The organism is Arthrobacter sp. BL-252-APC-1A (assembly GCF_009696625.1).
Classification (GTDB): Bacteria; Actinomycetota; Actinomycetes; order Actinomycetales; family Micrococcaceae; genus Arthrobacter_B.
Map to the genome: position 1 here is coordinate 1 of NZ_VULS01000012.1, position 25200 is coordinate 25200.

Below are 25200 nucleotides of genomic sequence, written 5' to 3' on the forward strand. Positions count from 1 at the left end.
CAGCAACCAGGAACGCACAGCAGCACTTGCACCATGGCTCGAGCACTACAACAATGAACGACGCCATAGCGCACTCGGAGGCAAACCACCCATCAGCCGACTGCTACCAACCTGACGGCCGGGTACACCTAGGGCCGCCCAGCTTGCCTGGGCGGCCGCCGCTCCGGTCATGACTTCTTCGAGCTGTTCTTCGGTTTCGACGCGTGACGCGGCCAGGAGGCCAAGGCCGAGATCTGATCCCGGCACCCGGGACAGGATGTCCCGTCCCCAGCCCCGGTTGGCTGGGAGCGAAGGATCGGTGTCCGGGGTGTTCCCGAATTCCTCCGGCCCGGGCTCGGGGGACAGGGTACGGTCCTGCTGTCGCCGGGGCGTGGGAACACTGCTGTCCGCAGCCGCCAGGGAATCCAGGAACCGCTGCTTTTCGCGTTCGAAGAGCTTTTCCTCCTCCGCCAGGTCAAAGACTGCGGACATGAAGTTCTCGCTGCTGGCGCCTTCTTCCAGCCGCCGCACCAGGTAGGCAATGGCGACGTCGAACTCCTGCGGGTGCACCACGGGTGTGTAGAGCAGCAGTGAACCGACCTCCCTCTTGACCACTTCGGCCTGCGCAGTGGCCATCCCGAGCAGCATCTCCACGTCAATGCCGTCCCGGACTCCGCGGGCTCCGGCGAGCAGCCAGGCATACGCGATGTCGAACAGGTTGTGTCCGGCGACGCCGACCCGCACGTTGCGGATCCGTTCAGGGTGGAGCGAGTAGTCGAGGACGCGCTTGTAGTTCGCATCCGTTTCGAGCTTTGACCCCCAGGTGGCCAGCGGCCACCCGTGCAGGGAAGCCTCCACCTGCTCCATGGGAAGGTTGGCACCCTTGACCAGCCGCACCTTGATGGGTGCACCCCCGGCGGCACGGCGGGAAGCGGCGAACTCCTGCAGCCGCTGCATGGCGGCCAGCGCATCAGGCAGGTAGGCCTGGAGCACCAGGCCCGCTTCAAGGTTATGGAACTCGGGCCGGGACAGTAGTTCCATGAAGACCGCTATGGTCAGCTCAAGATCCTTGTACTCCTCCATGTCCAGGTTGATGAACTTGGGGCGGGGGGATCCTGCTGCCAGCCGGTAAAGCGGGGCAAGGGTTTCCGCCACGTCGGCGACGGCTTCGTTGAAGGCCCACGGCGCGTGGGGAGCCACAGTGGATGAGACCTTGATGCTGACGTAGTCGACGTCGCTGCGCTCCAGCAGCCGGCGGGTACCTTCCAGCCGCCGTTCAGCTTCCCGGCGGCCCAGCACTGCTTCGCCGAGCAGGTTCATGTTCAGCCGGACACCGTCGCGGCGCAGCCTGGCGATGGACTGGCCCAGACGGTCCTCGGAAGCGTCAATGATCAGGTGACCCACCATGCTCCGCAACGCCCGCCTGGCAGCGGGGACCACAACTGACGGAACGGCCGGACCCAGCACTCCGCCAGTACGTACGGCGGCCTTCAAATACCAGGGAATGAATCCGGGAACCTGGGGGGCAAGGTTGGCGAGGTTCCGGGCAGCGACCTGCAGGTCTTCGGGACGGATCACCCCGTCAACGAAGCCGACGGTAAAGCCGAGGCCGCCGGGGTCCTTGAGGACACCGGCCAGCTGCGCAGCAGAGGCGTCCACTTCGAGAGTGGACGCCTCTGCGAGCCAGGTTCGAACCAGCTGGATGGATTCCTCCGCGAGGTTGGCGGATTCGGAAGCGGAGCTGTAGGGGGCACCATTGCCGGGGTGTGGCGATGTGGTGTGGGTCATCCTCCCAGTATTGGAGTCTTTGCTCCCAATCGGAAGGGGCACCCCGTTTCACCTGCGGTTATGCTCCCCGGGTCCTTGGATGGCTAGGACTGGTACGGTGCCTGCGGGTACGCGCCGTACTGCTGGGCGCCGGCGTCGAACCGGGCGCCTTCCGGCTTGCTGGGCATCAGGGAGAAGACAAGGATGGCAATGCCGCCCACACCCGGAATCAGACCAAGCAGGATCAGCCAGCCGTTGAACCCGCCGTCGTGCAGGCGCCGCACCGTCAGCGCGAGGCTCGGCACCAGGGTGGCCAGCGACCAGAGGCCAATCAGCGCGTAGGGGAACAAAAAGCCGGTACCTTCCAGTTCGCCGGTCACCGGATCCACGCTGCCGGCTGCCGCCGCGAACATCCAGATGACCAGCGCGGTGATGACAACGAAGTTCACCAGCATCCACCACCAGTATTCGCTGCGGCTCGCCCTGCCGGAGAAGGTGGCGTACTTCTTGAAGAACCGCTTGACGGCATCTCCAATGCCTGCGCCATAGAGCGGCTGGGACAGGTCTGTGGTGCCGGGCTGGGCCGGCGTGTACGGGTTGGGTGCAGAGTGCTGTGACATTCGAATTTCCCCCTGTGAGTAGAAAATGAAGCCTGCTTAGTGCGCGGGCTGGCGATCGGATCATAGCCCACGGATTTGCTGTCGTCGAACCCGATATCGCAGGTCAGAGCTATGTTCATGCGGACGCATAATTCTCTCCACCCGGGCAGTGGCCGCAGGCGGTTCAGCTGAAGAGCGGTGCGCCGTTCGTCAGTTCCTTTAGCGTCGTTGGGCCTGAAATCTCCCCCGTAAAACTGCCGTTCTGGAATCCGAACAAGACCCATTCGCCGTCGCGCTTTTGAACCAGCTGGGCCGCGTAGATGCCTTCGAGATAAAATTCGGCGCTCTCCTCCAGTTTCCACGGACCCAAAAGTGATCCGCCCGGAGCAATCCAGGTTCCGGTGGGAACACGCGGCGCATCCACGCCGGGAGCGAATTCGGGCAGGCAGGAAAAGATCAGCACCGGCTGTCCGTCCACTATCCGGGACTGGATGACTTCCATCTCGCCGAACCCGGCCGGACCCGACAACGGCGGGCGGACTTCCCAGTCCTCCAGATCCGGGCTGACCGCGTGGCCCACTACCGCACGGCCGGCCGGGTCGCCTTCGCGGGAACGGGCCGTCACGAGCATGTGCCACAGTGCGGTGTCTTCATCCCAGAACACAAACGGATCCCGCCAGGCTTCATCCGGCCAGGTCCCCTCCCCCAGCTTCTCGTACCAGCGCGGGTCCGCCTCCAGCGGCGGACGGTCCCGGCGCGTCCACGTCACCATGTCCTCCGAAACGGCCATTCCGATCCGCTGCTGCAGTCCATTCTCTGCCCGGCTTACACCCGTGTAGAAAAGATGCCAGCGCCCGTCCGCACCCTGCACCGTGCATCCGGTCCACGTGGCCAGGTCATCCCAGGCCGGACCGTCGGCAGCCACCAGGGCATCCGGCAGCAGCTCCCAGTCCTCCAGATCGTTCGAAACGGCATGGCCGATCGACGCGCGGTAGTGCCTGCGCAGTGGATCCTGCAGGGCACGGGAGGCGCGCAGGAAAAACAGGTGGTACTGCTCGCCGTCGTCAGCCAGCCAGCTGTCCCAGGCCCAGTGGTCGTTGAGGCGGAAGACCATGTTTATCCCTTCACCGCGGAGGAGGCGACGCCTTCAATGAACCAGCGCTGGAAGAGCAGGAACACAACGAGTACCGGCAGCACCAGCAGTACGCCGAAGGCCATTACCTGCCCCCAGGCAGGGGGCAGCTGGCCTGCGAACACGCTGATTTGCAGCGGCAGCGGCCGCAGGTTGGGTTCGGAGACCATCAGCACAGGCCAGAGGAAGGCGCCCCACTGGGTGAGGAAGGTCAGGATGGCCACAGACGCGTAGACCGGCTTGCTCATCGGAGCGATGATCAGCGCAAAGATCCGCCACGGTCCGGCACCGTCCAGCCGGGCTGCCTCGTCAATGCTGCGCGGGATGCCGGAGAAGAATGAATAGAACAGGAAGATCGAGAGGGCGTTGCCGATGAACGGGACGATCTGTATCCACAGCGTGTTCCGTGCGTCGTTGTACAGGTAGAACATGGGGACGGCGACCGCTTCAAAGGGCACGATCAGCAGCATCAGGATGCCCAGCAGTGCAATCCCCCTGCCCTTCCACTCCAAGCGGGACAGTGCGAACGCGGCCATCGAGTTCACCACCAAACCGAGGCCGACGACGGCGACGGTCACCGTGAAGGAAACCAAAAAGAACCGCCAGAGGTGTCCGGTGCTGTCCGAGGACAGGCTCGCGGTGACACCCGAATAGTTGTGCAGGCCCCAGTGGGAGACGTCGAAGACCTTGAAGCCTGCCAGCGTGTCCGACGCCGGAGCGAAGGACGCAGCGACCATGTACGCGACCGGTGCCAGGAACACCAGGCTGGTGATGACCAGGGCGAAGTAGTGCACGGTGATACCGGCGCGGTGCCGCGGGCTGCTTCGGCGCAGCCGGGGTGCGGCGGGAGTTCCTGCCGGAGCAGCACTGTTCCGTGGTCCGCTGTTTTGGATAGTGGTTGCCATGCCTAGGCCTCCCGTTCGCGCGTGAGTCGGCGCTGGATCAGGGACAGGATCAGCACCAGGATGAAGAAGACCACGGAGATGGCGCTGGCGCGGCCAATGTTGTTCTGGTCAAAGGCTGCGGTGACGGCCTGATACATGACGGTGCGTGTGGCGTCCTCGTTGAGGCCCCCGCCGGATTTGGCCAAAACATAAATCTGGTCGAAGACGCGCAGCGAGAGGATGGTCGTGTAGAGCGCTACAAAGACGAGCGTGGTACGGATGCCTGGAAGGGTAACGTGCAGCAGCCGCTGCCAGCCGTTGGCGCGGTCCAGCTCAGCCGCCTCGTACAGCTCACCGGGCACCTGCTGGAGGGCAGCCAGAAGGATTACCATCTGGAAGCCGCAGCCCTGCCAAATGGACAGCACGATCACCGATCCCAGGGCGGTCAGCTCCGAGCCGAGCCAGTCCTGGGCGCCGAAATTGCCGCCGGAGAAGAAATTGAGCGTGGCATTAAGCAGGCCCTGGTCGCCGCGGGCCAGGATCAGCCGCCAGATGATCGCCACCAGCGCCATCGGGAAAATCACGGGCAGGAAGTACACCGCTCGGAATACCGCCATACCCGGCAGCGCCCGCTTCACCAGCATGGCCAGGGCCAGCGCCAGTGCGGTCTGCACGGGGACCACAATGACGGCGAAGATCAGGTTGTGCCCAAGAGAACTAAGGAACTGGGCGGAGACATCCGGGTCTGTCAGGATGCGGGCGTATTGGGTGAAACCCATGAAGTTTGGTTCGCGGGGATCACCGAGCCGGACGTTGTAGAGCGAAAACCCGATGGCGGCCACAAACGGCACCGCCACGAACAGGATAAGCAGCAGCATGGCCGGGGCGGCCATGGCAGGCCCGGCGGCGCCGCGGCGCCTGGCCGGACGCGCAGGCGTTTCCGGCGTTCCGCTCTTGGGCGGCAGCAGTGACGTGGTGGTCATGACGGATTCCTCCATCCCGCTTTGGGCGGGGCCGGGCACTGCGCGTGCCCGGCCCCGCCGCAGCTGGGATTATTCGTCTTCGTAGCCGTTGTTGTCGGTGAAGTCGGAGTCGATGGCGCGCGCCGCCTTGTCCAGCTCTTCCTTCACGTCCGCACCGCCCCAAATGGCGAGCAGGGCGCTGCCAACGGAACTGGTGACCGTTGGGTAGCCCGGGGTTACCGGGCGGGCGACGGCGATGCACTCGGCGGTGACGTCCTCCGAACCACAGGCGGAGGCGAGGTTGTCCGCGAAGAGGGCCAGCGGCTTGCCGTCGCCGTAGAGTTCACTGGTTTCCAGGGCAGAGGTGCTGCCCGGGATCGCGGCATTGGCGTCGGTCATGGCGGTGATGGCCTCATCCGACATCAGGAAGTCCAGGAACGCGCCGGCAGCTTCCTCGTTGCCTTCGGCGGCAGGGGTGGCACCCCACTGCCACGAGCCATGGCCGGCCTTGGTGCCGTTGCCGAAGTCAGGCAGTGGCATCAGCACCAGGTCTTCACCGAGCGCCTCGCTGAAGCCGGGGTACATCCAGTTACCGGTCCAGGTCAGGGCTACCTGACCTTCCTGAAACGCAGTGCCGCTGGTGTTCGGATCCGTGTATTCCTTCCAGGAAGACCATTCGGTCAGCGCGTCGACGTTCTCCTGGGAATTGAGCACGCCTTCAGCCTTGCCGTCCTTCATCAGCGTGCCGCCGGCCGACCACAGGTTGGGGCTGGTGGTGAACAGACCCCATTCTGCGGCGAAGGAGTTCGCTTCACCGAGGTCGATCGCGTTACCCGAAGGGCTGACCTCGGCCAGCTTGGCCAGGTTGGACCGGAATTCTTCTACGGTCCAGGCTTCCCCGGCAGTTGCCGGAGCTTCGAGGCCTGCCGCTTCGAGCAGGGAGGCATTGCCCCAGAGCCCAAGTCCGACGTCGAACATGCCAACCGCGTAGGTTTCACCGTTGTAGGTGCCGCTCTCCTTCACACCGCCGATCCGGTTCTCCAGGACCTCTTCGGAGACGATCCCCTCGAGCGGGACCAGCTTGCGGTCGTAGACGAAGGAAGCCATGGTCGGAGCATCCATTTCCATGATGTCCGGCAGGTCCTCGGCCTTGGTGGCCTGAACAGTGCTGGTGTAGTCAGCTTCAGGCACCAGCGTCAGTTCGACCGTGATGTCCTCATTGGCATCGTTGAACTGATCCACCAGGCTCTGCAGTGCTTCCGCCTCGGAGGCCTGGCCGGAGTGGGCCCAGACTTCCAGCGTGCCATCGGCTTCATTGCCGGCCTCACCATTGCCGCCGCATGCCGTCAGCACCAGAGCCAGCGCTACGCCGGCGGCCCCCATCGATCCGGCGCGCAGCCGGGTCTTCCTTCTTGAACGCATTTCCGCCCTTCCCGTAGGTTCCCCATGCCATAAGCAAGTGGGCTGTCAATGTCGTTCAGTTTGGCCTAGACCAATTTGAGAGTCAATCGCTATGCTGAAGCCGTGACGTCACATTCCCATCCCGCTCCGAAGTACTACGTACTCAAGGAGCGGATTCGCGCCCTGGCCGCGAAAGGGGAACCCGGCACGCTCATTTCCACTGAACGGGCCCTTGCCGCTGAGTACGGAACCTCCCGAACCACGGTCAGGCAGGCCATCGCAGAACTTGTTGCGGAAGGCGTACTGGACCGGACCCAGGGCCACGGCACATTCGTGGCCCACAACCGTCCAACCTATGTCCGCCAGCTGACTTCCTTCACCGAGGACGCCGCGGCCCAGCACCTTCGTACATCCTCCGAGCTACTGGGCATTTCCACCGTGCCTGCAGAAGGCGAAGCGGCACATCGGCTTCAGCAACCCGCCGGTGCGCCGTTAACCCGGGTTGAACGTATCCGCCTCATCAACGAGGAACCGCTGGCCCATGAGACGGCGCTTCTCCCGGGTGAACTGCCGCAACTTGCCGACGCACTGGCCCACAGCGGTTCGCTTTATGCCGCACTCCAGGAGAGCTACGGCATTCGCATTACGGATGCCGAGGACACCGTGGAAACCCAGCTGGCCGGACCGGAAGACGTGCGGCTGCTTGGCCTGGAAATGGGCTTCCCGCTGCTGCTTATCCACAGGCTGGGTCTTGCCGGGGATACGCCCGCGGAGTGGACGCGTTCGGTGTTCCGCGGCGACAGGTTCCGCTTCCAGGCCCGGCGCCACCGGGACTAAACCACAGCCCACACGGTGAAACCCCGCCGGCACTGAGCCGGCGGGGTTCCGTAAAAGGACTGTTTATCCAGCCGAATGGCTAGCGTGAACCGCCTGATCCCGAGCTGCCGGAACCGGAATCATGCCCCGAACCGGAGTCATGGTGTCCGGAGCTGTGGTGCCCGGATTCCTGCCCTGAACCGGAGCCGCTCTCGCTGCCCGCAGACATGGTCCGCCCCGAAGCGTCCTCCACCTCGGTGTCGATCTTCTCCTTGCGCACGTCTCCGGAAACGGTTTCCGTGTCGGTGACGGTTTCGGTGTCCAGCCGGATCCGCTCCACCGGTTCGGTGTGCTTCTGGACCACGGGCTCTTCGCTGTGCAGCGTGACCTCGTACTCATCTTCCCGGATCTCCGGGCCGCTCATCGCTGCGTCGCGGTTCGCATCGGTGATCGGTTCGCGTTCGATCACCACTTCTTCGTGACTGACCGGCACCTCGGTGGTGACCGTGTCAGTTACGGTGTATTTCCGCAGCCTGGCCCGCCCGGTCTCATGACGTTCGGTGCCAATGTCGAGTTTCTCCTCGGAGCGCGTCATGGCGTCGTCGATTCCTGAACCCGATGTGCCGGACATCCCGGTTGTTCCCGATGTGCCCGCCCCCGAGCCGACGCCCGTTCCGGACCCCGAACCCATACCTGAGCCGGTGCCTGAACCCAGGCCTGATCCGGAGCCCATGCCGGATCCTGAACCCACCCCGGAGCCGGACTGTGTGTCATCAACCAAACCCGAACGGGTTCCGCTGGTATCGGAAACCGTCTCCGTGTCCGATTCGACGAGTGTGTCCGTTCCTGCATCCGCGTCCACCGAATCGACGTCCGACGTTCCGTCGTCATAGGTGAACCCGTAATAGCGGTAGAGGGTCACTTCCTCCTCAGCGCTAATAGAGCCGTCACTGGCGATCTGCGGCGCGTTCTTCACCTCATCCTTGGAGTAAGGCACCAGGACGTCGATGCCCTCCACGCTTGCCTCACTGAGCGGGACAAACGTCTCGCTGGTACCAAAGAGGCCGGTGTTGACGGTAACCCAGGCCGGTTCGTTGGTCTGGTCATCGAGGTAGAACGTTCCCACTGATCCGATTTTGTCGCCGTTGGGACCGAGTACGTTCCCCGAAGCGGCCATGAGTCCTTCGACCTGCTCATTGCTGATCATCGTGTGTTCTCCTTCGGCAGCGTCTGCGCCGGGGGCCCGGCACAGCGATCACGATTCCGAACCAGAACCCGTTCCAGCCGCTTCCGCCCGCGGCGGCGGGATCACGGTGAGCGAAGGTGTTCTCCACCCTGCTTTACCGGTGCAGGTCCTGGCTCCCTATGGCCATTTCTCCGGCCGGGCCTGAATTGCCAAGCCTGCTTATCATTCCACTGCCTGCGTGGAACCGCGTCAATAGGAAACCGGGTACACCACGGGACCAAAAGCTGCAGCAAAAAGCGGGCTCCTCCGTGGATGCGAAGGAACCCGCCGTGGAAGGAGGGACTAGAGCGAGTCCTGCAAAGATTCACGCACCTGCTTGCGCAGCACCTTGCCCAGCATGGACTTGGGCAGCTCATCGATAGCGACAATGCGGCGGGGAACCTTGTACGGCGTCAGCCGCTCGCGGCAGAAGGCCCGCAGTGCCTGCTCGTCCAGTTCCGTGTCCGGCTGCATGATGACGGCTGCCACCACCTGCTCTCCGCCGGTACCCCGGGGAAGGCCCACAACGGCGACGTCGGAAATGCCCTGGTTGCTGCGGAGGACTTCCTCAACCTCGGAAGGGGAAACGTTGAACCCGCCGGTGATGATCAGTTCCTTGCGGCGGTCCACTACCTTCACGAAGCCGTCTTCGTCCACGGTGACAATGTCCCCGGTGCGGAGCCAGCCGTCCTCGGTCAGCACCTCTTCGGTTTCCTCGGGGTTGTTCCAGTACCCGGAGAAAACCTGCGGTCCCTTGATCAGCAGTTCGCCGGACTCGCCCTGGGGAACGTCCCGGGAGAGGTCCTCCGGATCGGCCACACGCATGCGGGTGCTGGGGAACGGCACACCGATGGTTCCGTTCCGGCGGGTCTCCGCGAACGGGTTGCCCAGCGCCACCGGAGAGGATTCAGTCAGGCCGTAGCCTTCAACCAGCAGGCCGCCGGAGACTTCCTCCCAGATCTCCACGGTCTTCGCCGAGAGAGTCATGGCACCGGAAATTGCATATCGGATGGTGGAGATGTCTATGCCGCGCTTCTTTGATTCAAGAGCGACCTTCTCGTAAATCGGCGGCACGGCACAGAAGACAGTCGGCTTGGACTTCTTCGCCGCATCCAGCACCAGGTCCACGTCGAACTTCGGGAACAGCACCAGCCTCGAACCGGTGAGCATTGCGAAGGTGAGGTACAGCGTCAGGCCAAAGGCATGGAACATGGGCAGCACGCCGTAAATGACCTCTTCGCCCTCCTTCGCCCCGTGCATCCAGGCCTGGCCCTGCAGGGCATTGGAGCGGAGGTTGTAATGGGTAAGCATTACGCCCTTGGGCATGCCCGTGGTCCCGGAGGTGTACTGCAGTGCGGCCAGGTCCGTGACCGCCGGCTTCGGGTGTTTCGGGTCGATCGGATCACTGTCGAGCAGTTTCTCCCAGGGGATGGTGTGCTCTGTTTTGGTGGTGAGGCCGGCCCGGGTGCGGCGGATGGAAGGGATCGGCAGGCGCAGGCCGATCCGCTTCAGGCGGGGCATGGCCTTGGTGATGTCCACGGCGACGATGCTCGGAACAGCGACGTCGTCCGGGAAATCCTGGATCTTCTCGACAGCCTTGTCCCAGACAATGGCCACCTGCGCACCGTGGTTCTCGAACTGGTGCCGCAGCTCTCGCTCCGTGTACAGCGGATTGTGCCCGACGACGACTCCGCCCAGCCGCAGCACGGCGTAGAAAGCAATGAGGTACTGCGGGCAGTTCGGCAGGATGATCGCCACCCGGTGGCCCTTGCGGACGCCGAGTTTCCGCAGCCCTTCGGCTGCCCGGTTGATCTGGTCTCCGAGCCGCTCATACGTGGTTTCGGCACCGAAGAACTCCAGCGCGATTTTGGGCCCGAACCGTGCCACGGCGTCCTCCACCATGGCGGTCAGGGACTCGGTCGGCAGTTCGATTTCTGCCGGTACGCCGGGCTGGTAGTGCTTCACCCAGAGCGGTTCTTGGGCAGCGGTCATGGAAGGAGCTCCTTAGTTTCGGTACTTTTCGACTATATTCCAGTCGCCGCATGGACAGTGAAAAGTGCAGGTCCGGGTATCGCCTTTACCGTGAAGCGAGCCCGCCCAGGTACCGCGCGAGCTGCCGCGGGGCAGAGACCGGCGCGGCGGCATCGACGGCCGCGTTGTAGTTGGTGTTGGTATTCACGTCATAGGTGAGCACCCGCCCGTCAGCAGCCTCAATGAACTCGATCCCGCACACTTCCAGGTTCATGCGGCGGGCGAAGTCCTCATACCTGGCGATGATGGGGTGGTCGAAGCCTTCCCGCAGGCTGAAGAGCTGGGTATCAGGGTCGGGGGCAATCGATGCGCCGGGCGGCATAATCGGCGTTCCCGTGGCCGGGTCGATGGCGCAGGCGTCCGCAGGGCAGAGCTGGAAACCGCCGCGGGCGGTGTCGGCACTGATCGCGTAGACGAACTTCCCGCCTACCAGTTCCACCCGGCTGATGAACGGCTCAGCGGCCTGGATAAATTCCTGCACCAGGGTGATTCCGTCCTGCGGTTCCTCAAAATCGGCGGAAGCAACGTAGTCCGCCAGCTCGCCGTGGGACTCGAATTTGCGCACGCCCAGGCCCTTGCCGCCCTGGTTGTGCTTGAGGATAAACGGCACCGGAAATTCCTTGGCTGCCGCCAGGATCTGGCTGCGGCCAATGGCTGCCACGGTCCGGGGTGTTTCGATACCGGCGGCGCGCAGTGCGGTGAGCTGGTCCACCTTGCTCATTTCAAGTTCAAGGACGCGCCGCCCGTTGACGGTGCGCCGTCCGTGGGCTTCCAGCCACGCCAGCACCGCGCGGGCGTAGTCCTTGGAAAGAGAATGTCCACGGGTGTGGGATGAGGCGCTGATCCGCGACCAGAAGATGCCTTCCGGAGGGGCGGCGTCAAGGTCCAGCACGCCGTCGGTCAGCAGCCATTCGTGTACCTCCACACCTTCAGCCTCGAAGGCCTTCGCGAAGGGCGGAAACCACTCGGGGTTCTCATGCAGGGCGTACACGGGCAATGCCATTTTCAAACCTTTCACAGCGATGGTGCGTGGTTGGAAGCCTACTGGAAAGGGGGAACGCCCCTTTCCAGTTTCCGGCCGGAACCGGTACTGTCAGCGCCCGCGACCACCGATTTTGGCAATCAGTCCCTGCGGGCCGCGGCTTCCCACGGCGGCGAGCACCTTGTACCGCTTCGACGGCACCGAGACTCCCTTGCCGGCGAAGGCGTCAGCGAGGCCTTCCCGTACCACTCGGTCCGCATCCAGCCACATCCATTTGGGGTACAGCGTTTTGTCCATCTGCATCCGCTCATGGAATTCGGTGTGGACAAAGCCGGGGCACACGGCGGTCACGGAGATTCCGCGGGAGGCATAGTGCAGGTTGGCCCAGCGGCTGAAGTTGATCACCCAGGACTTCGCTGCGCTGTAGGTCCCGCGGGGGATGAACCCGGCAACTGAAGCCACGTTGATGATCCGCCCGCCGCCGCGCTCAAGCATCGAGTTCACGGCTGCGTGGCTGAGCAGCAGCGGTGCCTGGACCAGCACATTCAGGTGGTCGATCTCGGTCTGGACCGGATTCGCGTGGAAGTCGTTCTTGAGGCCGTATCCGGCATTGTTGACCAGCACAGCGACGTCCGGCCGGCCCACTCTCGCCGCGACATCCTGAACGCCTTCGCTGGTTGAAAGGTCCGCGGGAAGCACCGAAGCCTCCACATGGTAGCGGGCGGCGAGTTCGTCGGCCTTGGACTGAAGTCTTTCCTTATCCCGTGCAGTCAGGACCACGTTGTAGCCGCGTTCGGCCAGTGCCCGCGCGAACTCCGCGCCGAGTCCCGCTGTTGCGCCGGTAATTACTGCCGTTTCAGTCATGCGCCCCAGCCTGCTACGCGGCGAGGTGTTTGGCAACGCGCCATTCCGGCAGCATTCGTGTGGGCATTGCCGGAGGCCGGGGCGGTACCTACCGTGGAGAAACAGGCGCCCGGACCGTCTGTCTTCAGGAGAACCATGGGCCAGCAGGCCAGCCATCCTTTTCCCTACGCCGACCGGCAGGACGCCGGCCGGGTATTGGCCACCGCGTTGGAGGGCTACAGGGGCCGGGAGAACCTGCTGGTCCTGGGCCTGCCCCGCGGAGGGGTGCCGGTTGCGGCCGAAGCGGCCGCTGCCCTGGGCGCGCCCCTGGACGTGGTCCTGGTCCGGAAGGTGGGCCATCCCCGCCAGCCTGAACTTGCGGCAGGGGCAGTGGCTGAAGCAGGCGGCGAGGCAGCCGAAGTGTGGAACCAGGAAATCGTCCGGTCCTGGCTCTCCGCTGCCGCACCGGACGGGCAGGCTGCCCTGGATTCGGTTCTGGCCGCCGAGCGCAGGGAGCTCCTGCGGCGGGCCGCCCGGTTCCGGGGCAGCCGCGGGCCGCAGAAGATCGCCGGAGGCACCGTCATAGTGGTGGACGACGGCGTGGCTACGGGTGCGACCATGCGCGCCGCGCTCACTGCAGTGCGCAGCCTGCACCCCGCCTGGCTGATAGCTGCAGCACCCATGTCCTGTTCCGCCGCCACCAGCATCGCTGCGGCCGCCGACGACGTCGTGCTGCCCTGGCCGGACAGCGGACTGCCCGCCGTTGGCTCCGCCTACCGGCGCTTCGGCCAAACGCCGGAGGACGAGGTCCGCTCACTCTTGGGCATCACCTAGGACAGCTGTTCCTCCCGTCCGCTGCCCGAAACGCGTATGGATGCTGGTCTTGCCTCCGGGGCCAGGAGGATAATCCGAAGGGCCTGGGGGAACGAATCCGAGAACACCCGAGAACGCAGGAGGCTAGTCATGTCCATGACCAACGGTGCGTTTTACGGCTGGGGAGGGCTGGGACTCGATACCAGCGACCTGTCGTCCCGGACCATTAACGCAGTGCGGACAGGTTTCGGTATTTCCGGCGTCGTATCCCTGATCCTGGGCCTCCTGGTGCTTTTCTGGCCGGAAGCCACGCTCTCGGTGATCGCCTTCTTCTTCGGCTTGTACTTCCTCATCTCCGGCGGCCTGCGCGTGGTCAGCGGAATCATCTCCGCCATGACTCCGGGGCTTCGGGTACTGAACATCATCGTTGGCCTGCTGTTGTTCATTGTGGGCATTGTGGCCATCCGCAACCCCCTCTCTTCCCTGGCTGTCCTGGGCATGCTGGTGGGAATCGCCTGGATCATCGAGGGGATCATGGCCTTCGCGGAGATCGAATCAGGCGGATCGCGCTGGTACGCAATCACCTTCGGCATCCTCAGCGTTGTGGCCGGAATCGTGGTCCTGTTCCTCCCGGTTGCGTCCCTGGCTGCCCTGGTCATCTTTGGCGGCATCTTCCTGGTGGTCCTTGGCGTGGTGCAGCTGGTACGGGCCATTACCTTCGGACGGGGCAGTGTCCCCACTGCCTGATTCCCCCCACGGGCACCCCACCGGAGCCAACGTCCCTGCAGCGGTTCCTCCCGTGGTGTTCAGCCATTGCCCAGCAGCCTCCCAGCGGCTGTTAACACAGTGCTAACCTGCCGGCGCTCCCGGCTGTAACACAGCGGTTCCTATTCTGGGGTGCGGCCACTTCCTGCGGCCGCACCCCAGTCTCGGTCTCAACAAATCCCGCACCGGCTATACACGCCGGTCCGCACCCGGATTGGAGCCGCTCATGGATTCTGGAAACACGGCCTGGCTGCTGGCCAGCTCAGCACTGGTCTGCCTCATGATTCCCGGTATCGCTTTCTTCTACGGCGGGATGGTCGGATCACGCCGGATCCTCAACATGATGATGATGTGTTTCGGCGGTGCCAGCCTGGTTGCCGTCCTGTGGGTGCTCTTTGGCTACTCCGCTGCCTTCGGCAACTCGCTCACTCCCCTGGGCGTTCTAGGCAACCCGCTGGAGTTCCTTGGCCTGGAAGGACTGCTCACCGAGGACCCCGCAGCTGCGCTGCCCGTTGCGCTTTTCGCTGCTTTCCAGCTCATGTTCGCCTGCGTCACGACGGCGCTGGTCGCCGGGGCCGCGGCAGGCCGGATGAAGTTCGGAGCATGGATGGTCTTCGCAGGACTCTGGGCAGCTCTGGTGTATTTCCCCGTCGCGCATTGGGTCTTCGCGTTCGACAGTGAGGACGGCAGCGTCACCGGCGGATGGATTGCCAACAGCCTCGGCGCCATCGACTTTGCGGGCGGAACAGCAGTCCACATGAATGCCGGCGTCGCTGCCCTGGCACTCGCACTGGTGCTGGGCCGCAGCCGCGGCTGGCCGCACGTCATCAGCCAGCCGCACAACCGTCCGCTGGTGATTCTCGGGGCCAGCCTGCTCTGGGTGGGCTGGTACGGCTTCAACGCCGGATCAGCCCTCAGCGCCGGGCACACCGCCGCGGTGGTCTTCCTCAATACGGCAGTCGCGGCAGCAGCCGGCCTGCTGGGATGGGCACTGATGGAGCGGCTGCGGCTGGGCCGCTCCTCCACCCTGGGAGCGGCGTCGGGCCTGATTTCCGGCCTGGTTGCCATTACCCCCGCCTGCGGTGCTGTCAGCCCCCTGGGTGCTGTGGCCATTGGCGCGGTTGCCGGCCTGGTGTGCTCCCTGGCGATCGAGTGGAAGTTCCGCCTGGGCTATGACGACTCCCTCGACGTCGTCGGCGTCCATCTTGTGGGCGGTGTGATCGGCACCCTGCTCATCGGTTTCTTCGCCACCGAAGCCGCTCCCAACGGCGTCAGCGGACTCTTCTACGGCGGCGGCTGGTCCCTGCTGGGACTCCAGTCCGTGGCAACAGTGGCCGTGCTCGCGTACTCCTTCGTTCTCACCTGGGCCATTGCCAAGGTGCTGGATCTGGTGATGGGTCTGCGGGTGCCGGAGGAACACGAGGTCCAGGGCATCGATCTGGCGGCGCATTCGGAGTCCGCGTACTTCAACGATGAGGAGCCCGCGCAGCTCGGGGCACCTGCCCGCCCGTAGGTACCCGCCCTCTGGCAGGCGGCGTCCCGTGTCCGGGGCGCCGCCTGCTGACATGTGTTGAACATGACGCGCGAAAACGCGAAGCTGGGAGCCCGGAGATCTGACGGAAGGACGGCCATGGCCACGATCGACCTCAATGCCGACGTCGGTGAGTCGTTCGGCCGCTGGTCGCTGGGAGACGACGCCGCGATGATCGGCGCTGTCTCCAGCGTCAACGTAGCGTGCGGTTTTCATGCGGGCGACGCGGGCACCATGTATGCCGCCTGCCTGGCAGCGGCGCAGGCCGGAACCGCCGTGGGCGCCCATCCCGGATACCGGGACCTCTCCGGTTTTGGCCGGCGGGCCCTGGACGTGGATCCGGGGGAGCTTACCGGCGAGGTGATCTACCAGATTGGTGCCCTGCAGTCCCTGGCGCAGGCCGCCGGCACCCGGGTGAGCTATGTGAAACCGCACGGCGCGCTGTACAACCGGATTGCCGTCGATCCCCTTCAGGCGCAGGCAGTGGTCGATGCAGTCTGCGCAGTGGACCCGGGACTGCCGCTGGTGGTGCTGCCCGGCTCTGTCGTGGAACGGCTCGCTGCCCAGGCGGGACTGCGGTCCATCGCCGAGGTATTCGCGGACCGTGCCTACAATCCTGACGGTTCGCTGGTTTCCCGCACACAGCCCGGAGCCGTGCTGACCGACCTCGCCGAGATCACCGAGCACGTGCTGCGGCTGGCAGTGGACGGCAAGATCCAGACCGCTGACGGCACCGTGATTGACGTTGCGGCGGAAAGCATCTGCGTGCACGGGGACACCCCGGGCGCAGTGGCAATGGGACAGGCTGTGCGCGGGGCCCTTGAATCCAACGGCGTCACCGTTGCAAGCTTCATCTAATCCCGGCACCGCGCCCCGGTTCGCTTCCGGAACCGGGCTCCATGTCCGCGCCGTCGGTGAGCGGGCACTGCTGCTGGAGACGTCCGGGACCGCGGAGGCCTCAGCCCTGCATTCCCTGCTCGCCACCAGCCCGCTGCCCGGCCAGATAGAGGCCGTCCCGGCTGCCCGGACGGTGCTGGTCAGGTTTGCAACCCGCACCGAGACCCGCGAAGCAGCTGCCCGGGCCGGGCAGCTGGCAGGGGAAGCTCTTCCCGACGAAGCTCAGGAGCCCCGGATGGTGGAGCTGGAAACGGTATATGACGGCGAAGACCTGGAAGAAGTCGTCCGGCTCTCCGGCCTGGGCTCAGTCCAGGCCGTCATTGAGGCACATACGGCAGCACACTGGACTGCCGCGTTCAGCGGATTCGCACCGGGATTCGCCTACCTCACCGGCGGAGACCCGCGCCTGCAGGTTCCCCGCCGGTCCGAGCCGCGCACGGCAGTTCCGGCAGGCTCGGTAGCGCTCGCCGGTGAATACTCGGCAGCCTATCCAGGGGTCTCACCCGGCGGCTGGCAGCTGATCGGCCGGACTTCCGCCCCGCTCTGGGACCTGGAACGGGAGTTCCCCGCACTGATCGCGCCCGGCATGCGGGTGCGCTTTGTCCCGGTGCGGGAGCGGGCTGAGCTGTCCGCCCGTTCTGCCGGCGACCGGGGGCAGGGCACCGATCTGGCCCGGAGTGACCCTGACCCCGGGCTGCAGGCCCGGCCGGACGCCGTGGTTCTGGAGACTGGGCTGCTGGTCACGGTGCAGGACCTGGGGCGCCCGGGCCACAGCCATGTGGGAGTCGGCCGCTCCGGGGCCGCGGACCGTTCAGCACTGGCCCGGGCCAACCGGCTGGCAGGCAACACCCCGGACGCCGCGGGTTTGGAGGTGCTTTTCGGTGGGCTGCGCCTGCGGGCGGAACAGGATCTGGTGCTGGCCGTGACCGGCGCTTCCGCTGGGCTGACAGTTCAGGATGCCAGTGGACCAAACGCCGGCATGCTTCCTGACCGGCCGTTCCTGCTGCGTGCCGGCAGCGAACTGGAACTGGGTATACCCGTAGCCGGACTGCGGACGTACATCGCATTCCGCGGCGGACTGGAGATTCCAGCCGTGCTGGGCAGCCGATCCACGGACACATTGGCCGGCCTCGGCCCCGAACCGGTGGCACCGGGGACCGCGCTCACCATTGGCGCTGAACCGGGAAGCGCCGTCGGGCATGCCGAAGTGCCGCCGCCGCTGCCGGGCGGGTTCGCCGAACTGCGGTACGTCCCGGGGCCCAGGCAGGACTGGTTCGGGCCGGACGGCACGAGTGCGTTCGAGTCCCGCGACTGGACCGTCGGCGGGCAGTCCAACCGGGTTGGAATCCGGTTCGAAGGCAGCCCCCTGCCCTGCCTGCGCAGCGGGGAGCTGGCCAGTGAGGCGGTGCTTCCCGGCTCGGTGCAGGTACCGCCGTCAGGACAGCCAATCCTCTTCCTCGCCGACGCGCCTGTGACCGGCGGGTATCCGGTGATCGGCGTCGTGCTGGAGGCGGACCTGGATCTGGCTGCCCAGCTGCGTCCGGGCACTGCCGTGCGCTTCGTCCCCGTAACGCTTCCGGCCTAAACCGCCACGAGGCTAGGAGATGGAGAGGTTTTCCTCCTGGCGCAGGTACGTCTCCAGCAGCTCCCGGGCATGGGCAGTATCCGGCCCTTCCTTGACCAGCGCATCCATCATGTCCTTGCCTTTCTGGCGCCCTGCTTCGAACGGCGGCAGCAGCGGAACATCCGGATCGGAGATCACCTCGATCACCACGGGCCGGTCGGCATCCAGTGCGGCATCCCAGGCGGGCGCGATCTGGGAGGGATCTTCGACCCTGATCCCCTGCAGCCCGAGCAGCTCGGCATACCGGGCATAGGAGAAGTCCGGCAGCGCCTGGCTCTGTTCGAACCGCGGATCGCCCTCCATCTCCCGCTGTTCCCATGTGACTTCCGCAAGTTCGCCGTTATTCAGCACCATGAGCACAAAGCGGGGGTCCGCCCAGCGCGGCCAGAGCCGGCTGACGGTGATGAGCTCGGACAGGCCCGCCATTTGCATGGCCCCGTCACCGGAGAGCGCCACCACCGCACGGGCGGGATCGGACAGCTTCGCGGCCAGCCCGTAGGGAATGGAACAGCCCATGCTCGCCAGTGTGCTGGAGAGATGTGCGGGAACGCCGGCTGGAAGCCGCAGCTGGCGGGCGTACCAGTAGACAACGCTGCCGACGTCAACGGCCACCTGGGCATTCTCCGGGAGGCGGCCGCTGAGTTCACGTACAGCCAGTTCCGGATTGACCGGATGGGCCGGGGTGGCGGCACGTTCCGCCGCAAGCCGGTGCCAGTTCTGCACTGCTTCTTCCACCCGGCTGCGCCAGGGCGAATCAGTGCGCGGCTTCACCAGCAGGTCCAGGGCTTCAAGCGCGGCAGCGGCATCCCCGGTGACGGCCACGTCCACCGGGTAGCGATTGCCAATAGCAGCCGCGTCCACGTCGATCTGCACGGCCCGGGCGGCTCCGGGCGGCGGATAAAACTCAGTCCACGGGTCGTTTGAGCCGATGATCACCAGGGTGTCGCACTCCCCCAGCACCGTTCCGCTGGCACTGGTTCCCAGATGGCCCATCACCCCGGCTGCCAGCGGATGGGATTCATCCACGTACGGCTTGCCCATCAACGAGGTGGTGATTCCCGCACCGATCTTCTGCGCCAGCGCCTCGACCTGCCGGCCTGCCCCGCGGGCGCCCTGGCCGACCAGGAAGGCAACCCGTTCGCCGGCGTTGATCACTTCCGCGGCGGCTTCAAGATCAGCCAGTGCGGGCACCACATTTGGCGGGCTCCACACCGGCGCGCTGGTGACGATCCCGTGTTCCTGCTCAAGTTCCGGGGCGGGCGCCTGCTGGACATCGTGGGGAATGATGACGACGGCGGGTGCCCGGTCCGCGAGCGCAGCCTTGAACGCGCGGTCAAGCACCAGCGGCACCTGCTCCGGGCTGTTGACCTGCTGCCGGAAGGAGGATGCGACGTCGCGGGTGAGGTTCAGCAGGTCGATTTCCTGCATGTACGCGGAGCCCAGCACACTGCGGGACTGCTGCCCGATGATCGCCACCACCGGGACGCTGTCCATCTTCGCGTCGTAAAGACCGTTGAGCAGGTGCACCGCGCCGGGACCCTGGGTAGAGAGCATAACGCCGGGCTGTCCGGTGTACTTTGCGTGCCCCACAGCCATAAAGGCGGCGTTCTCCTCATGCCGGGCCTGGAGAAATTCCGGCGACCCGGAGCGGCGCAGGGCGCCCAGCACCGTGTTGATGCCGTCGCCGCTGTAACCAAAAATCCGGTCCACGCCCCAGGCCTGAAGCCTGTCCACGATCACATCCGCTACGAGCCGTTCTCCCATGGAAGTTCCTCCGTTCGTCAGCATGCTTACGGTATGGCCGCCACTATTCCATGGCAGACAGTCCGGAGGAAAGCTGGTCGACTGGGCAGGATGCCGGCGCCGCAGCCGCGAAGGTCAGCGGGGCTTGACCGGGTGGCCGCTGATGATCGAGACCCGGTTGAAAGCATTCATGGCCACCACTGCCCAGCTCAGCACGGAAAACTGCTCCGGGCTCAGCTGTCCACGGTATTTGGCAAAGAGCTCCTGGCGGACCTCGTCTGAGGGCAGGTGGGTCAGCGCTTCAGCCAGGCCCAGGGCGGCCCGCTCCGTGTCGTCGAACAGATCAGTGTCCCGCCAGGCCGGCAGTACGGACAGCCGCTGGTCGCTCTCGCCGGCCTCCCGGGCCTGGCGGGTGTGCAGGTCGAGGCAGAAGGCACAGCCGTTGAGCTGGGAAACGCGCAGGTTGACGAGTTCCATGATGATCCGGCCCAGCCCCGCTTCCTCCGCAGCGCTGCGGATAGCCGCTGCCGTAGCTCCAAGCGCCTGGTAAACCGGCCGGTTCTGCTTGTCGATAAAGACCCTGCCACTCAACGTGCTGACTCCCCATTCTTGGTTTTCGCGGTCTGGGGCCAGTCCACGAATCCGGTGTATTCCGGATGCCTTGTGAGCCAGCGGGCGATGTAGGGGCAATACGGGACCAGCCGCCGGTCGGCGTCGCGCACGTCTTCGACGGCGAAGCGGGCAAGTTCCGAAGCCACCCCCTGCCCCGCGTAGGCATCGGAGACCTCTGTGTGGGTAAACGCCCGGCTCCCCGGGCGGTCACGGTAGGCAGCGAATCCGGCTACTGTGCCGTCGCCCTCGTCAATCGCTTCATAGCGCTGCTTCGCGGGGTTGTGCTGGATTTTCATCAGGCGGCCTTTCTTTAGCTGCGCGGGCGCAGACGGGCGTTGGGCAGGTCAGGTGCAGGCAGCGGCGGCAGCGGATCGTTGGGCACCACTGCGAAACGGTCCGCAGGATCCGCACCGGGATGGGATTCGGCACCAATGTGCTGCTGCCAATCCCGGCGGTACTGCACTATTTCCTCGTGGCTGCGGCCGATGAAGTTCCACCACATGACGATCGTTTCGCCCAGTGGCTCCCCTCCGATGAGCACGGCACGGACTGCAGCATCTGCAGACGCACTAATCCGCAGCGTCGTATTTCCGGTCGGCACGTACGCCAGCTCGCCGGGCACAACACCGGTGCCCTGAAAGCGCAGCTCCCCGGTGTCCGCGAGGAGCCCGTACTCGAAACGGGGATCGGCGTCGAGTTCCAGCACGGCTCCCGGTTCCAGACAGATTTCTGCGCCGAGGATGGGCGAATGGACGCGCACCGGGGACGCCGAGCCCGCCAGTTCCCCAAGGAACACGCGCAAATCCCAGCCCCCGCCACGGACGGGCTCGGGCGCGTAGTGCTCAAAGCGGGGATCGGTGTGGCGGGAGGTTTCCGGCAGGGCCAGCCAGAGCTGAACGCCGTGCAGGGTGGCGGTTTGCGGCGTGGAGACCTCGGAGTGGGCAATGCCGCGCCCGGCCGTCATGAGGTTGACTTCCCCGGGGCGAACCATGGCGTGTGCACCGGAACTGTCCCTGTGCTCAATTTCGCCCGCGAAGAGCCAGCTGACGGTCTGCAGGCCGGTGTGCGGGTGGGGCGGGACCACCATCCCCCCGGTGCGGGTGACGGCGTCGGGACCGTAATGGTCCACGAAGCACCAGGCGCCGATCAGGCTGCGGCTCCGCTGGGGAAGGGTACGGCGCACCGGCATGGCGCGGGGCCCGCCGAGCGGCACATCCCGGGGCGTATGGATTTCAACGTCGGCGGCGGGCGTACTGGCACACTCGACTTCCAGCGGCGCAGTCTCGATGTTGCTCATGCCATTCCCCTCACACAATGTGTTGCAGCTTCTCCGATGATATATGCATATGCATATAAATGACAGGCATCCGTCCGGAGCGCTGGACGGGCAGTTTACGCCCTCACGGCGTGGAGGAGGGGAAGGAACCTAACCCCCGGCGCACCCCGGCACTATTCTCGATCCATGCCTAAGGTCATCTACTACGTCGCATCGTCACTGGATGGCTTCATCGCCACCGAAGACAACAGCCTGGATTGGCTCCTAAGCTTCGGTTTCGCGTCCTTCCAGGACCACTACGACAGCTTTATCGCGGGCATTGGGGCAATCATCATGGGTGCCGAAACCTATGACTGGATCCGCCGTGAGCAGCCCGGGACCTGGGACTACGGGGAACTCCCCTGCCTGGTGCTGACGCACCGGGAGCTTCAGGCCCCGCCGGGCTCCGGCGTCCGGTTTGTCAGCGGAGACCCGGAGCCAATCCTGGAGGAGGCCATGCTGCACGCCGGAGGCAGGAACGTGTGGGTTGTGGGCGGAGGCGACGTAGCAGCGCAGTTCGCAGATGCCGGACTGCTGGACGAGCTGTGGATCACCTACATGCCCGTGGCGCTGGGAACCGGGCGTCCCCTCCTTCCCGTCCGGAACCCAATCAGCGGAATGCATCTGGTGGGCACCACCTCCTTCAACGGCGGCGCCGCGGAGCTCCGGTTCGCACGGGGGTGAGGGCCGGCGGGGATGCCAGACACCGCTCAGGGCGGAGATTCCCGGCAAATGCACCTGCCGGTCATCCTGCCTGATCAGCGCGCCGTGTCGTTTCTCAGGATTCACCAGAGTGCGCTTGCGGAACGGTAAAGTTCACTCCAGCATCTCCTCCCCCACTCCGCCCCAACCGAAGGCCGCCGTTCCATGACGACTGACGTTACCGCCCGCAATAACGTCCAGGTCCTTGGCAACAGCGAAGGACCGGTTGTCATGTTCGGACACGGCTTCGGCTGCGACCAGGGAATGTGGCGCAGGGTCCTTCCTTACTTCACGGCGGATTACCGGGTGGTGCTTTTCGACCATGTGGGGGCCGGCGGTTCCGATAAGGGAGCGTACAACCCGGCCAAGTACTCCTCCCTCGAGGGATATGTGGAGGACCTCCTGGAGATTTGCGCCGAACTGGATCTGAGGGAAGTCACATTCGTTGGGCACAGCGTCAGCGCCATGATGGCCGTTGCAGCCGGCGCGGCCGATCCTGCAAGGTTCGCAAACCTGGTCCTGCTCGCGTCATCACCGAGTTATATGGACCGTCCGGAGGATGGTTACAGGGGAGGCTTCACCTCAGCGGACATCGACGAGCTGCTCACTTCCCTGGATGCGAACTATATTGTGTGGGCCGCTGCCATGGCCCCCATGATCATGGGCAATCCCGGCAGCCCGGAACTCCACAATGAGCTTGAAGGCAGCTTCTGCCGCCTTGACCCCGCGGTGGCCCGGGACTTTGCCCGGGTCTCGTTCTGTTCCGATGTCCGCGGACAGCTGCCGGAAGTCAAAGTCCGCTCGCTCATCCTGCAGTGTTCCCAGGATCTGCTGGCGCCGCCTCATATCGGCGTCTACACCCGTGACCTCATGCCGGAGGCGACGTTGGTGCAGCTGCACGCCACCGGCCATCTTCCGCACGTCAGCGCACCCGCAGAAACCGCGACAGCGATTCTCGCCTTCCTCGCCGGGACACCGCTGTGACGGATGGAACCGGCACGGAGCTGCCTCAGCCTGCCATGGACCTGGATTACCGGGAGCTTTTCCATGGCTCCCCCTCCGGGTATCTGGTGACCCTGGATGACGGCACCATCGTCGAAGCAAACGCCACGTTCGCCAACTGGATCGGCCACCCACGTGAGGAGCTGGTGGGCACCAGCCTGCTGTCCCTGCTTCCGGTGGGCGACCGGATCGTCTATTCAACGCATGCGTTGCCCCAGTTGGGCGTTGGGCGGTCCTTCGCCGAGCTTGCGGTCGACTTTGTCAGCGCAGACAGCACCCGCCTGCCGGCGCTCATCTCCGCCACCCGCCACCCTGCCGAAGGCTCCAGGCCTGCGGTGGACCGCGTCGTCGTCTTCAACGCACACGAACGGCGCCTGTACGAACGTGAACTTGTCACGGCACTGCGTGCTGCCGAACGGGCAGAATCGGCCCGTGCAAGCGCGGAGGCGGACGTACTGGAGAAGCAGCGTGCCCTGCGGGAGAAGGACCGTGTGCTGCAGGAAAGCCTGGCTGAAAGCCGCAGGAAGGAATCGCTCCTGCAGACGGTGCTGGACACCGTTGAGGTTGGCGTTTCCGTGGTGGATGAAGAGGGAAACACCATCCTCACCAACTCCCGGCAGCGTTTCATCCACCGCCGCGCCCTCCCTCCGGGCACAACGGAAGCGAACGAGTGCGAGCTGCTCATTTTCGGCCCGGACCGAACGACGCCCCTTCCTGCGGAGATGCGTCCCGTCCGCCGTACTGTCCTGGGCCAGTCCTTCTCCGACTATCTGGTCTGGTTCGGAACCGGAGAGCAGCAGCGGGCGTTCAGCGTGACCGCGCGGTCCGTGCAGCGCCAGGGCGGTTTCCAGGGGTCCGTCCTGGCCTTCAGCGACGTCACTGGACTGGTAAACGCAGTCGCGGCCAAGGAGGACTTCGTTGCCAATGTTTCGCATGAGCTGCGCACCCCGCTGACGTCCATCATGGGTTACCTGGACCTGGCGCTGGAAGAAGAAGACAAGATGCCCGCCTACGTCGCGACGTCCCTGCGCGTCGCACAGCGTAACTCCGAGAAACTCCTGGAGCTGGTCTCCGACCTGCTGTCCGCCGCCGCCGGCCCCAGCAGCATCGAACGGGCGCCGGCCGACCTCGCGGAACTGCTCCGCAGTGCCCTCACCTCTGCGGCACCCCAGGCAGAGATCAGCAAGGTCCAGCTTGTTGCGGACTTCCCCTGGAGCCTGCCCGCGGTGCTGGATCCGCAGCGGGTAGGGCAGGTCATCGACAATTTGCTGTCCAACGCGGTCAAGTACTCCCCCGACGGCGGCCGGGTCACCGTGCGGGCGTGGGACAGCGCCGACACCGTGGAGTTCGAGGTCGCCGACACCGGGATCGGCATGACCGAAGCGGAGCAGTCCGAGGTCTTCACCAAGTTCTTCCGGTCGGGCACCAGCCGCAAGGCAGCCATTCCGGGGGTCGGCCTGGGCCTGGTCATCAGCAAGAACATCGTTGATGCCCACTGCGGCACAATCACCCTCAGCAGCGAGGCGGGAAAGGGCACCGTTTTCCGCGTCCGGCTCCCCAAGCTCGCGTAATCGG

The 25200-nt window shown here is 65.2% G+C and carries 23 protein-coding genes and 1 pseudogene; 10 read left to right on the forward strand and 14 right to left on the reverse strand.

The window, feature by feature from the left end; genetic code table 11:
* Positions 1-115: integrase core domain-containing protein (locus FYJ28_RS17445; protein ID WP_154579921.1), on the forward strand; the 115-nt coding region annotated here is incomplete at its 5' end.
* Between the two features lie 14 nt (positions 116-129).
* Here FYJ28_RS17445 and FYJ28_RS15310 read toward each other — a convergent pair.
* From FYJ28_RS15310 to FYJ28_RS15335, 6 genes and pseudogenes are all read right to left on the reverse strand, one after another.
* Positions 130-1767 (reverse strand): annotated as a pseudogene (locus FYJ28_RS15310) (proline dehydrogenase family protein); the annotation flags it as partial.
* A gap of 83 nt (positions 1768-1850) precedes the next feature.
* Positions 1851-2366, reverse strand: a complete 516-nt coding sequence (locus FYJ28_RS15315) for a DUF805 domain-containing protein (RefSeq protein ID WP_055241523.1) — start codon at positions 2364-2366, stop codon at positions 1851-1853.
* 163 nt (positions 2367-2529) lie between these two features.
* Positions 2530-3459: a glycosyl hydrolase family 32 gene (locus FYJ28_RS15320; RefSeq protein ID WP_154579923.1), complete on the reverse strand. Its 930-nt coding sequence runs from the start codon at positions 3457-3459 to the stop codon at positions 2530-2532.
* A gap of 2 nt (positions 3460-3461) precedes the next feature.
* Positions 3462-4382, reverse strand: coding sequence for a carbohydrate ABC transporter permease (locus FYJ28_RS15325; protein ID WP_082413563.1), 921 nt, complete (start codon positions 4380-4382; stop codon positions 3462-3464).
* A gap of 2 nt (positions 4383-4384) precedes the next feature.
* A complete protein-coding gene (locus FYJ28_RS15330) occupies positions 4385-5344 on the reverse strand; it encodes a carbohydrate ABC transporter permease (RefSeq protein ID WP_229780508.1) in 960 nt (319 codons plus the stop codon).
* Positions 5345-5413: 69 nt separating this feature from the next.
* On the reverse strand, positions 5414-6745 hold the full coding sequence (locus FYJ28_RS15335) for an ABC transporter substrate-binding protein (RefSeq protein WP_154579924.1): 1332 nt from the start codon (positions 6743-6745) through the stop codon (positions 5414-5416).
* Between the two features lie 102 nt (positions 6746-6847).
* Between FYJ28_RS15335 and FYJ28_RS15340 the strand changes: the two genes are divergently transcribed.
* A complete protein-coding gene (locus FYJ28_RS15340; protein ID WP_326831760.1) occupies positions 6848-7561 on the forward strand; it encodes a GntR family transcriptional regulator in 714 nt (237 codons plus the stop codon).
* Between the two features lie 79 nt (positions 7562-7640).
* Here the strand turns inward: FYJ28_RS15340 and FYJ28_RS15345 are convergent, their stop codons facing one another.
* The 4 genes from FYJ28_RS15345 to FYJ28_RS15360 all read right to left on the reverse strand — a co-directional run bounded on the left by FYJ28_RS15345 (position 7641) and on the right by FYJ28_RS15360 (position 12642).
* Positions 7641-8747, reverse strand: coding sequence for a YsnF/AvaK domain-containing protein (locus tag FYJ28_RS15345; RefSeq protein WP_154579926.1), 1107 nt, complete (start codon positions 8745-8747; stop codon positions 7641-7643).
* A gap of 321 nt (positions 8748-9068) precedes the next feature.
* A complete protein-coding gene (locus FYJ28_RS15350) occupies positions 9069-10757 on the reverse strand; it encodes a long-chain-fatty-acid--CoA ligase (protein WP_154579927.1) in 1689 nt (562 codons plus the stop codon).
* Positions 10758-10842: 85 nt separating this feature from the next.
* Positions 10843-11799: an ATP-grasp domain-containing protein gene (locus FYJ28_RS15355; RefSeq protein WP_154579928.1), complete on the reverse strand. Its 957-nt coding sequence runs from the start codon at positions 11797-11799 to the stop codon at positions 10843-10845.
* Between the two features lie 90 nt (positions 11800-11889).
* Entirely contained in the window at positions 11890-12642 is a 753-nt protein-coding gene (locus FYJ28_RS15360) for an SDR family NAD(P)-dependent oxidoreductase (protein WP_055241511.1), read from the reverse strand.
* A 135-nt stretch (positions 12643-12777) separates the two neighbouring features.
* On the opposite strand from FYJ28_RS15360, the gene FYJ28_RS15365 reads away from it, so the two are divergent.
* The 5 genes from FYJ28_RS15365 to FYJ28_RS15385 all read left to right on the forward strand — a co-directional run bounded on the left by FYJ28_RS15365 (position 12778) and on the right by FYJ28_RS15385 (position 18212).
* Positions 12778-13455 (forward strand): phosphoribosyltransferase family protein, encoded by a 678-nt coding sequence (locus tag FYJ28_RS15365; RefSeq protein WP_055241509.1) that lies wholly within the window; start codon positions 12778-12780, stop codon positions 13453-13455.
* Positions 13456-13584: 129 nt separating this feature from the next.
* On the forward strand, positions 13585-14181 hold the full coding sequence (locus FYJ28_RS15370; protein WP_154579929.1) for an HdeD family acid-resistance protein: 597 nt from the start codon (positions 13585-13587) through the stop codon (positions 14179-14181).
* A gap of 244 nt (positions 14182-14425) precedes the next feature.
* Positions 14426-15712, forward strand: coding sequence for an ammonium transporter (locus FYJ28_RS15375; protein ID WP_154579930.1), 1287 nt, complete (start codon positions 14426-14428; stop codon positions 15710-15712).
* A gap of 117 nt (positions 15713-15829) precedes the next feature.
* Positions 15830-16588: a LamB/YcsF family protein gene (locus FYJ28_RS15380; RefSeq protein WP_154579931.1), complete on the forward strand. Its 759-nt coding sequence runs from the start codon at positions 15830-15832 to the stop codon at positions 16586-16588.
* The gene (locus FYJ28_RS15385) at positions 16572-18212 is read left to right on the forward strand and encodes a 5-oxoprolinase/urea amidolyase family protein (RefSeq protein WP_154579932.1); all 1641 of its coding nucleotides are present in this window, start codon (positions 16572-16574) and stop codon (positions 18210-18212) included. The genes FYJ28_RS15380 and FYJ28_RS15385 overlap by 17 nt, the downstream gene beginning before the upstream one ends.
* A gap of 12 nt (positions 18213-18224) precedes the next feature.
* Here the strand turns inward: FYJ28_RS15385 and FYJ28_RS15390 are convergent, their stop codons facing one another.
* The 4 genes from FYJ28_RS15390 to FYJ28_RS15405 all read right to left on the reverse strand — a co-directional run bounded on the left by FYJ28_RS15390 (position 18225) and on the right by FYJ28_RS15405 (position 21903).
* Positions 18225-20015 carry a thiamine pyrophosphate-requiring protein gene (locus FYJ28_RS15390; RefSeq protein ID WP_154579933.1) on the reverse strand — a complete coding sequence of 597 codons (1791 nt, stop codon included), beginning with the start codon at positions 20013-20015 and terminating at the stop codon, positions 18225-18227.
* 114 nt (positions 20016-20129) lie between these two features.
* Positions 20130-20585, reverse strand: a complete 456-nt coding sequence (locus FYJ28_RS15395; protein ID WP_154579934.1) for a carboxymuconolactone decarboxylase family protein — start codon at positions 20583-20585, stop codon at positions 20130-20132.
* Complete coding sequence (locus tag FYJ28_RS15400; protein ID WP_154579935.1) at positions 20582-20902, reverse strand: GNAT family N-acetyltransferase; 321 nt, start codon at positions 20900-20902, stop codon at positions 20582-20584. Before FYJ28_RS15400 ends, FYJ28_RS15395 begins: the two co-directional genes overlap by 4 nt.
* A 14-nt stretch (positions 20903-20916) precedes the next feature.
* Positions 20917-21903 carry a pirin family protein gene (locus tag FYJ28_RS15405; protein ID WP_154579936.1) on the reverse strand — a complete coding sequence of 329 codons (987 nt, stop codon included), beginning with the start codon at positions 21901-21903 and terminating at the stop codon, positions 20917-20919.
* A 165-nt stretch (positions 21904-22068) separates the two neighbouring features.
* On the opposite strand from FYJ28_RS15405, the gene FYJ28_RS15410 reads away from it, so the two are divergent.
* The 3 genes from FYJ28_RS15410 to FYJ28_RS15420 all read left to right on the forward strand — a co-directional run bounded on the left by FYJ28_RS15410 (position 22069) and on the right by FYJ28_RS15420 (position 25196).
* Positions 22069-22605, forward strand: a complete 537-nt coding sequence (locus FYJ28_RS15410) for a dihydrofolate reductase family protein (RefSeq protein ID WP_154579937.1) — start codon at positions 22069-22071, stop codon at positions 22603-22605.
* Positions 22606-22788: 183 nt separating this feature from the next.
* Positions 22789-23607, forward strand: coding sequence for an alpha/beta fold hydrolase (locus tag FYJ28_RS15415; RefSeq protein WP_055238927.1), 819 nt, complete (start codon positions 22789-22791; stop codon positions 23605-23607).
* Positions 23604-25196: an ATP-binding protein gene (locus FYJ28_RS15420; protein ID WP_154579938.1), complete on the forward strand. Its 1593-nt coding sequence runs from the start codon at positions 23604-23606 to the stop codon at positions 25194-25196. Before FYJ28_RS15415 ends, FYJ28_RS15420 begins: the two co-directional genes overlap by 4 nt.
* Positions 25197-25200 lie beyond the last annotated feature (4 nt).

Excerpts from the sequence above, each read along its gene's own strand:
- FYJ28_RS15335 (WP_154579924.1), bottom strand. The coding sequence starts at position 6,745 with ATGCGTTCAAGAAGGAAGACCCGGCTGCGCGCCGGATCGATGGGGGCC.
- FYJ28_RS15390 (WP_154579933.1), bottom strand. The coding sequence starts at position 20,015 with ATGGGAGAACGGCTCGTAGCGGATGTGATCGTGGACAGGCTTCAGGCC.
- FYJ28_RS15405 (WP_154579936.1), bottom strand. The coding sequence starts at position 21,903 with ATGAGCAACATCGAGACTGCGCCGCTGGAAGTCGAGTGTGCCAGTACG.
- FYJ28_RS15375 (WP_154579930.1), top strand. The coding sequence starts at position 14,426 with ATGGATTCTGGAAACACGGCCTGGCTGCTGGCCAGCTCAGCACTGGTC.
- FYJ28_RS15345 (WP_154579926.1), bottom strand. The coding sequence starts at position 8,747 with ATGATCAGCAATGAGCAGGTCGAAGGACTCATGGCCGCTTCGGGGAAC.
- FYJ28_RS15380 (WP_154579931.1), top strand. The coding sequence starts at position 15,830 with ATGGCCACGATCGACCTCAATGCCGACGTCGGTGAGTCGTTCGGCCGC.
- FYJ28_RS15320 (WP_154579923.1), bottom strand. The coding sequence starts at position 3,459 with ATGGTCTTCCGCCTCAACGACCACTGGGCCTGGGACAGCTGGCTGGCT.
- FYJ28_RS15370 (WP_154579929.1), top strand. The coding sequence starts at position 13,585 with ATGTCCATGACCAACGGTGCGTTTTACGGCTGGGGAGGGCTGGGACTC.
- FYJ28_RS15410 (WP_154579937.1), top strand. The coding sequence starts at position 22,069 with ATGCCTAAGGTCATCTACTACGTCGCATCGTCACTGGATGGCTTCATC.
- FYJ28_RS15360 (WP_055241511.1), bottom strand. The coding sequence starts at position 12,642 with ATGACTGAAACGGCAGTAATTACCGGCGCAACAGCGGGACTCGGCGCG.
- FYJ28_RS15400 (WP_154579935.1), bottom strand. The coding sequence starts at position 20,902 with ATGAAAATCCAGCACAACCCCGCGAAGCAGCGCTATGAAGCGATTGAC.
- FYJ28_RS15415 (WP_055238927.1), top strand. The coding sequence starts at position 22,789 with ATGACGACTGACGTTACCGCCCGCAATAACGTCCAGGTCCTTGGCAAC.
- FYJ28_RS15325 (WP_082413563.1), bottom strand. The coding sequence starts at position 4,382 with ATGGCAACCACTATCCAAAACAGCGGACCACGGAACAGTGCTGCTCCG.
- FYJ28_RS15365 (WP_055241509.1), top strand. The coding sequence starts at position 12,778 with ATGGGCCAGCAGGCCAGCCATCCTTTTCCCTACGCCGACCGGCAGGAC.
- FYJ28_RS15350 (WP_154579927.1), bottom strand. The coding sequence starts at position 10,757 with ATGACCGCTGCCCAAGAACCGCTCTGGGTGAAGCACTACCAGCCCGGC.
- FYJ28_RS15355 (WP_154579928.1), bottom strand. The coding sequence starts at position 11,799 with ATGGCATTGCCCGTGTACGCCCTGCATGAGAACCCCGAGTGGTTTCCG.
- FYJ28_RS15315 (WP_055241523.1), bottom strand. The coding sequence starts at position 2,366 with ATGTCACAGCACTCTGCACCCAACCCGTACACGCCGGCCCAGCCCGGC.
- FYJ28_RS15330 (WP_229780508.1), bottom strand. The coding sequence starts at position 5,344 with ATGACCACCACGTCACTGCTGCCGCCCAAGAGCGGAACGCCGGAAACG.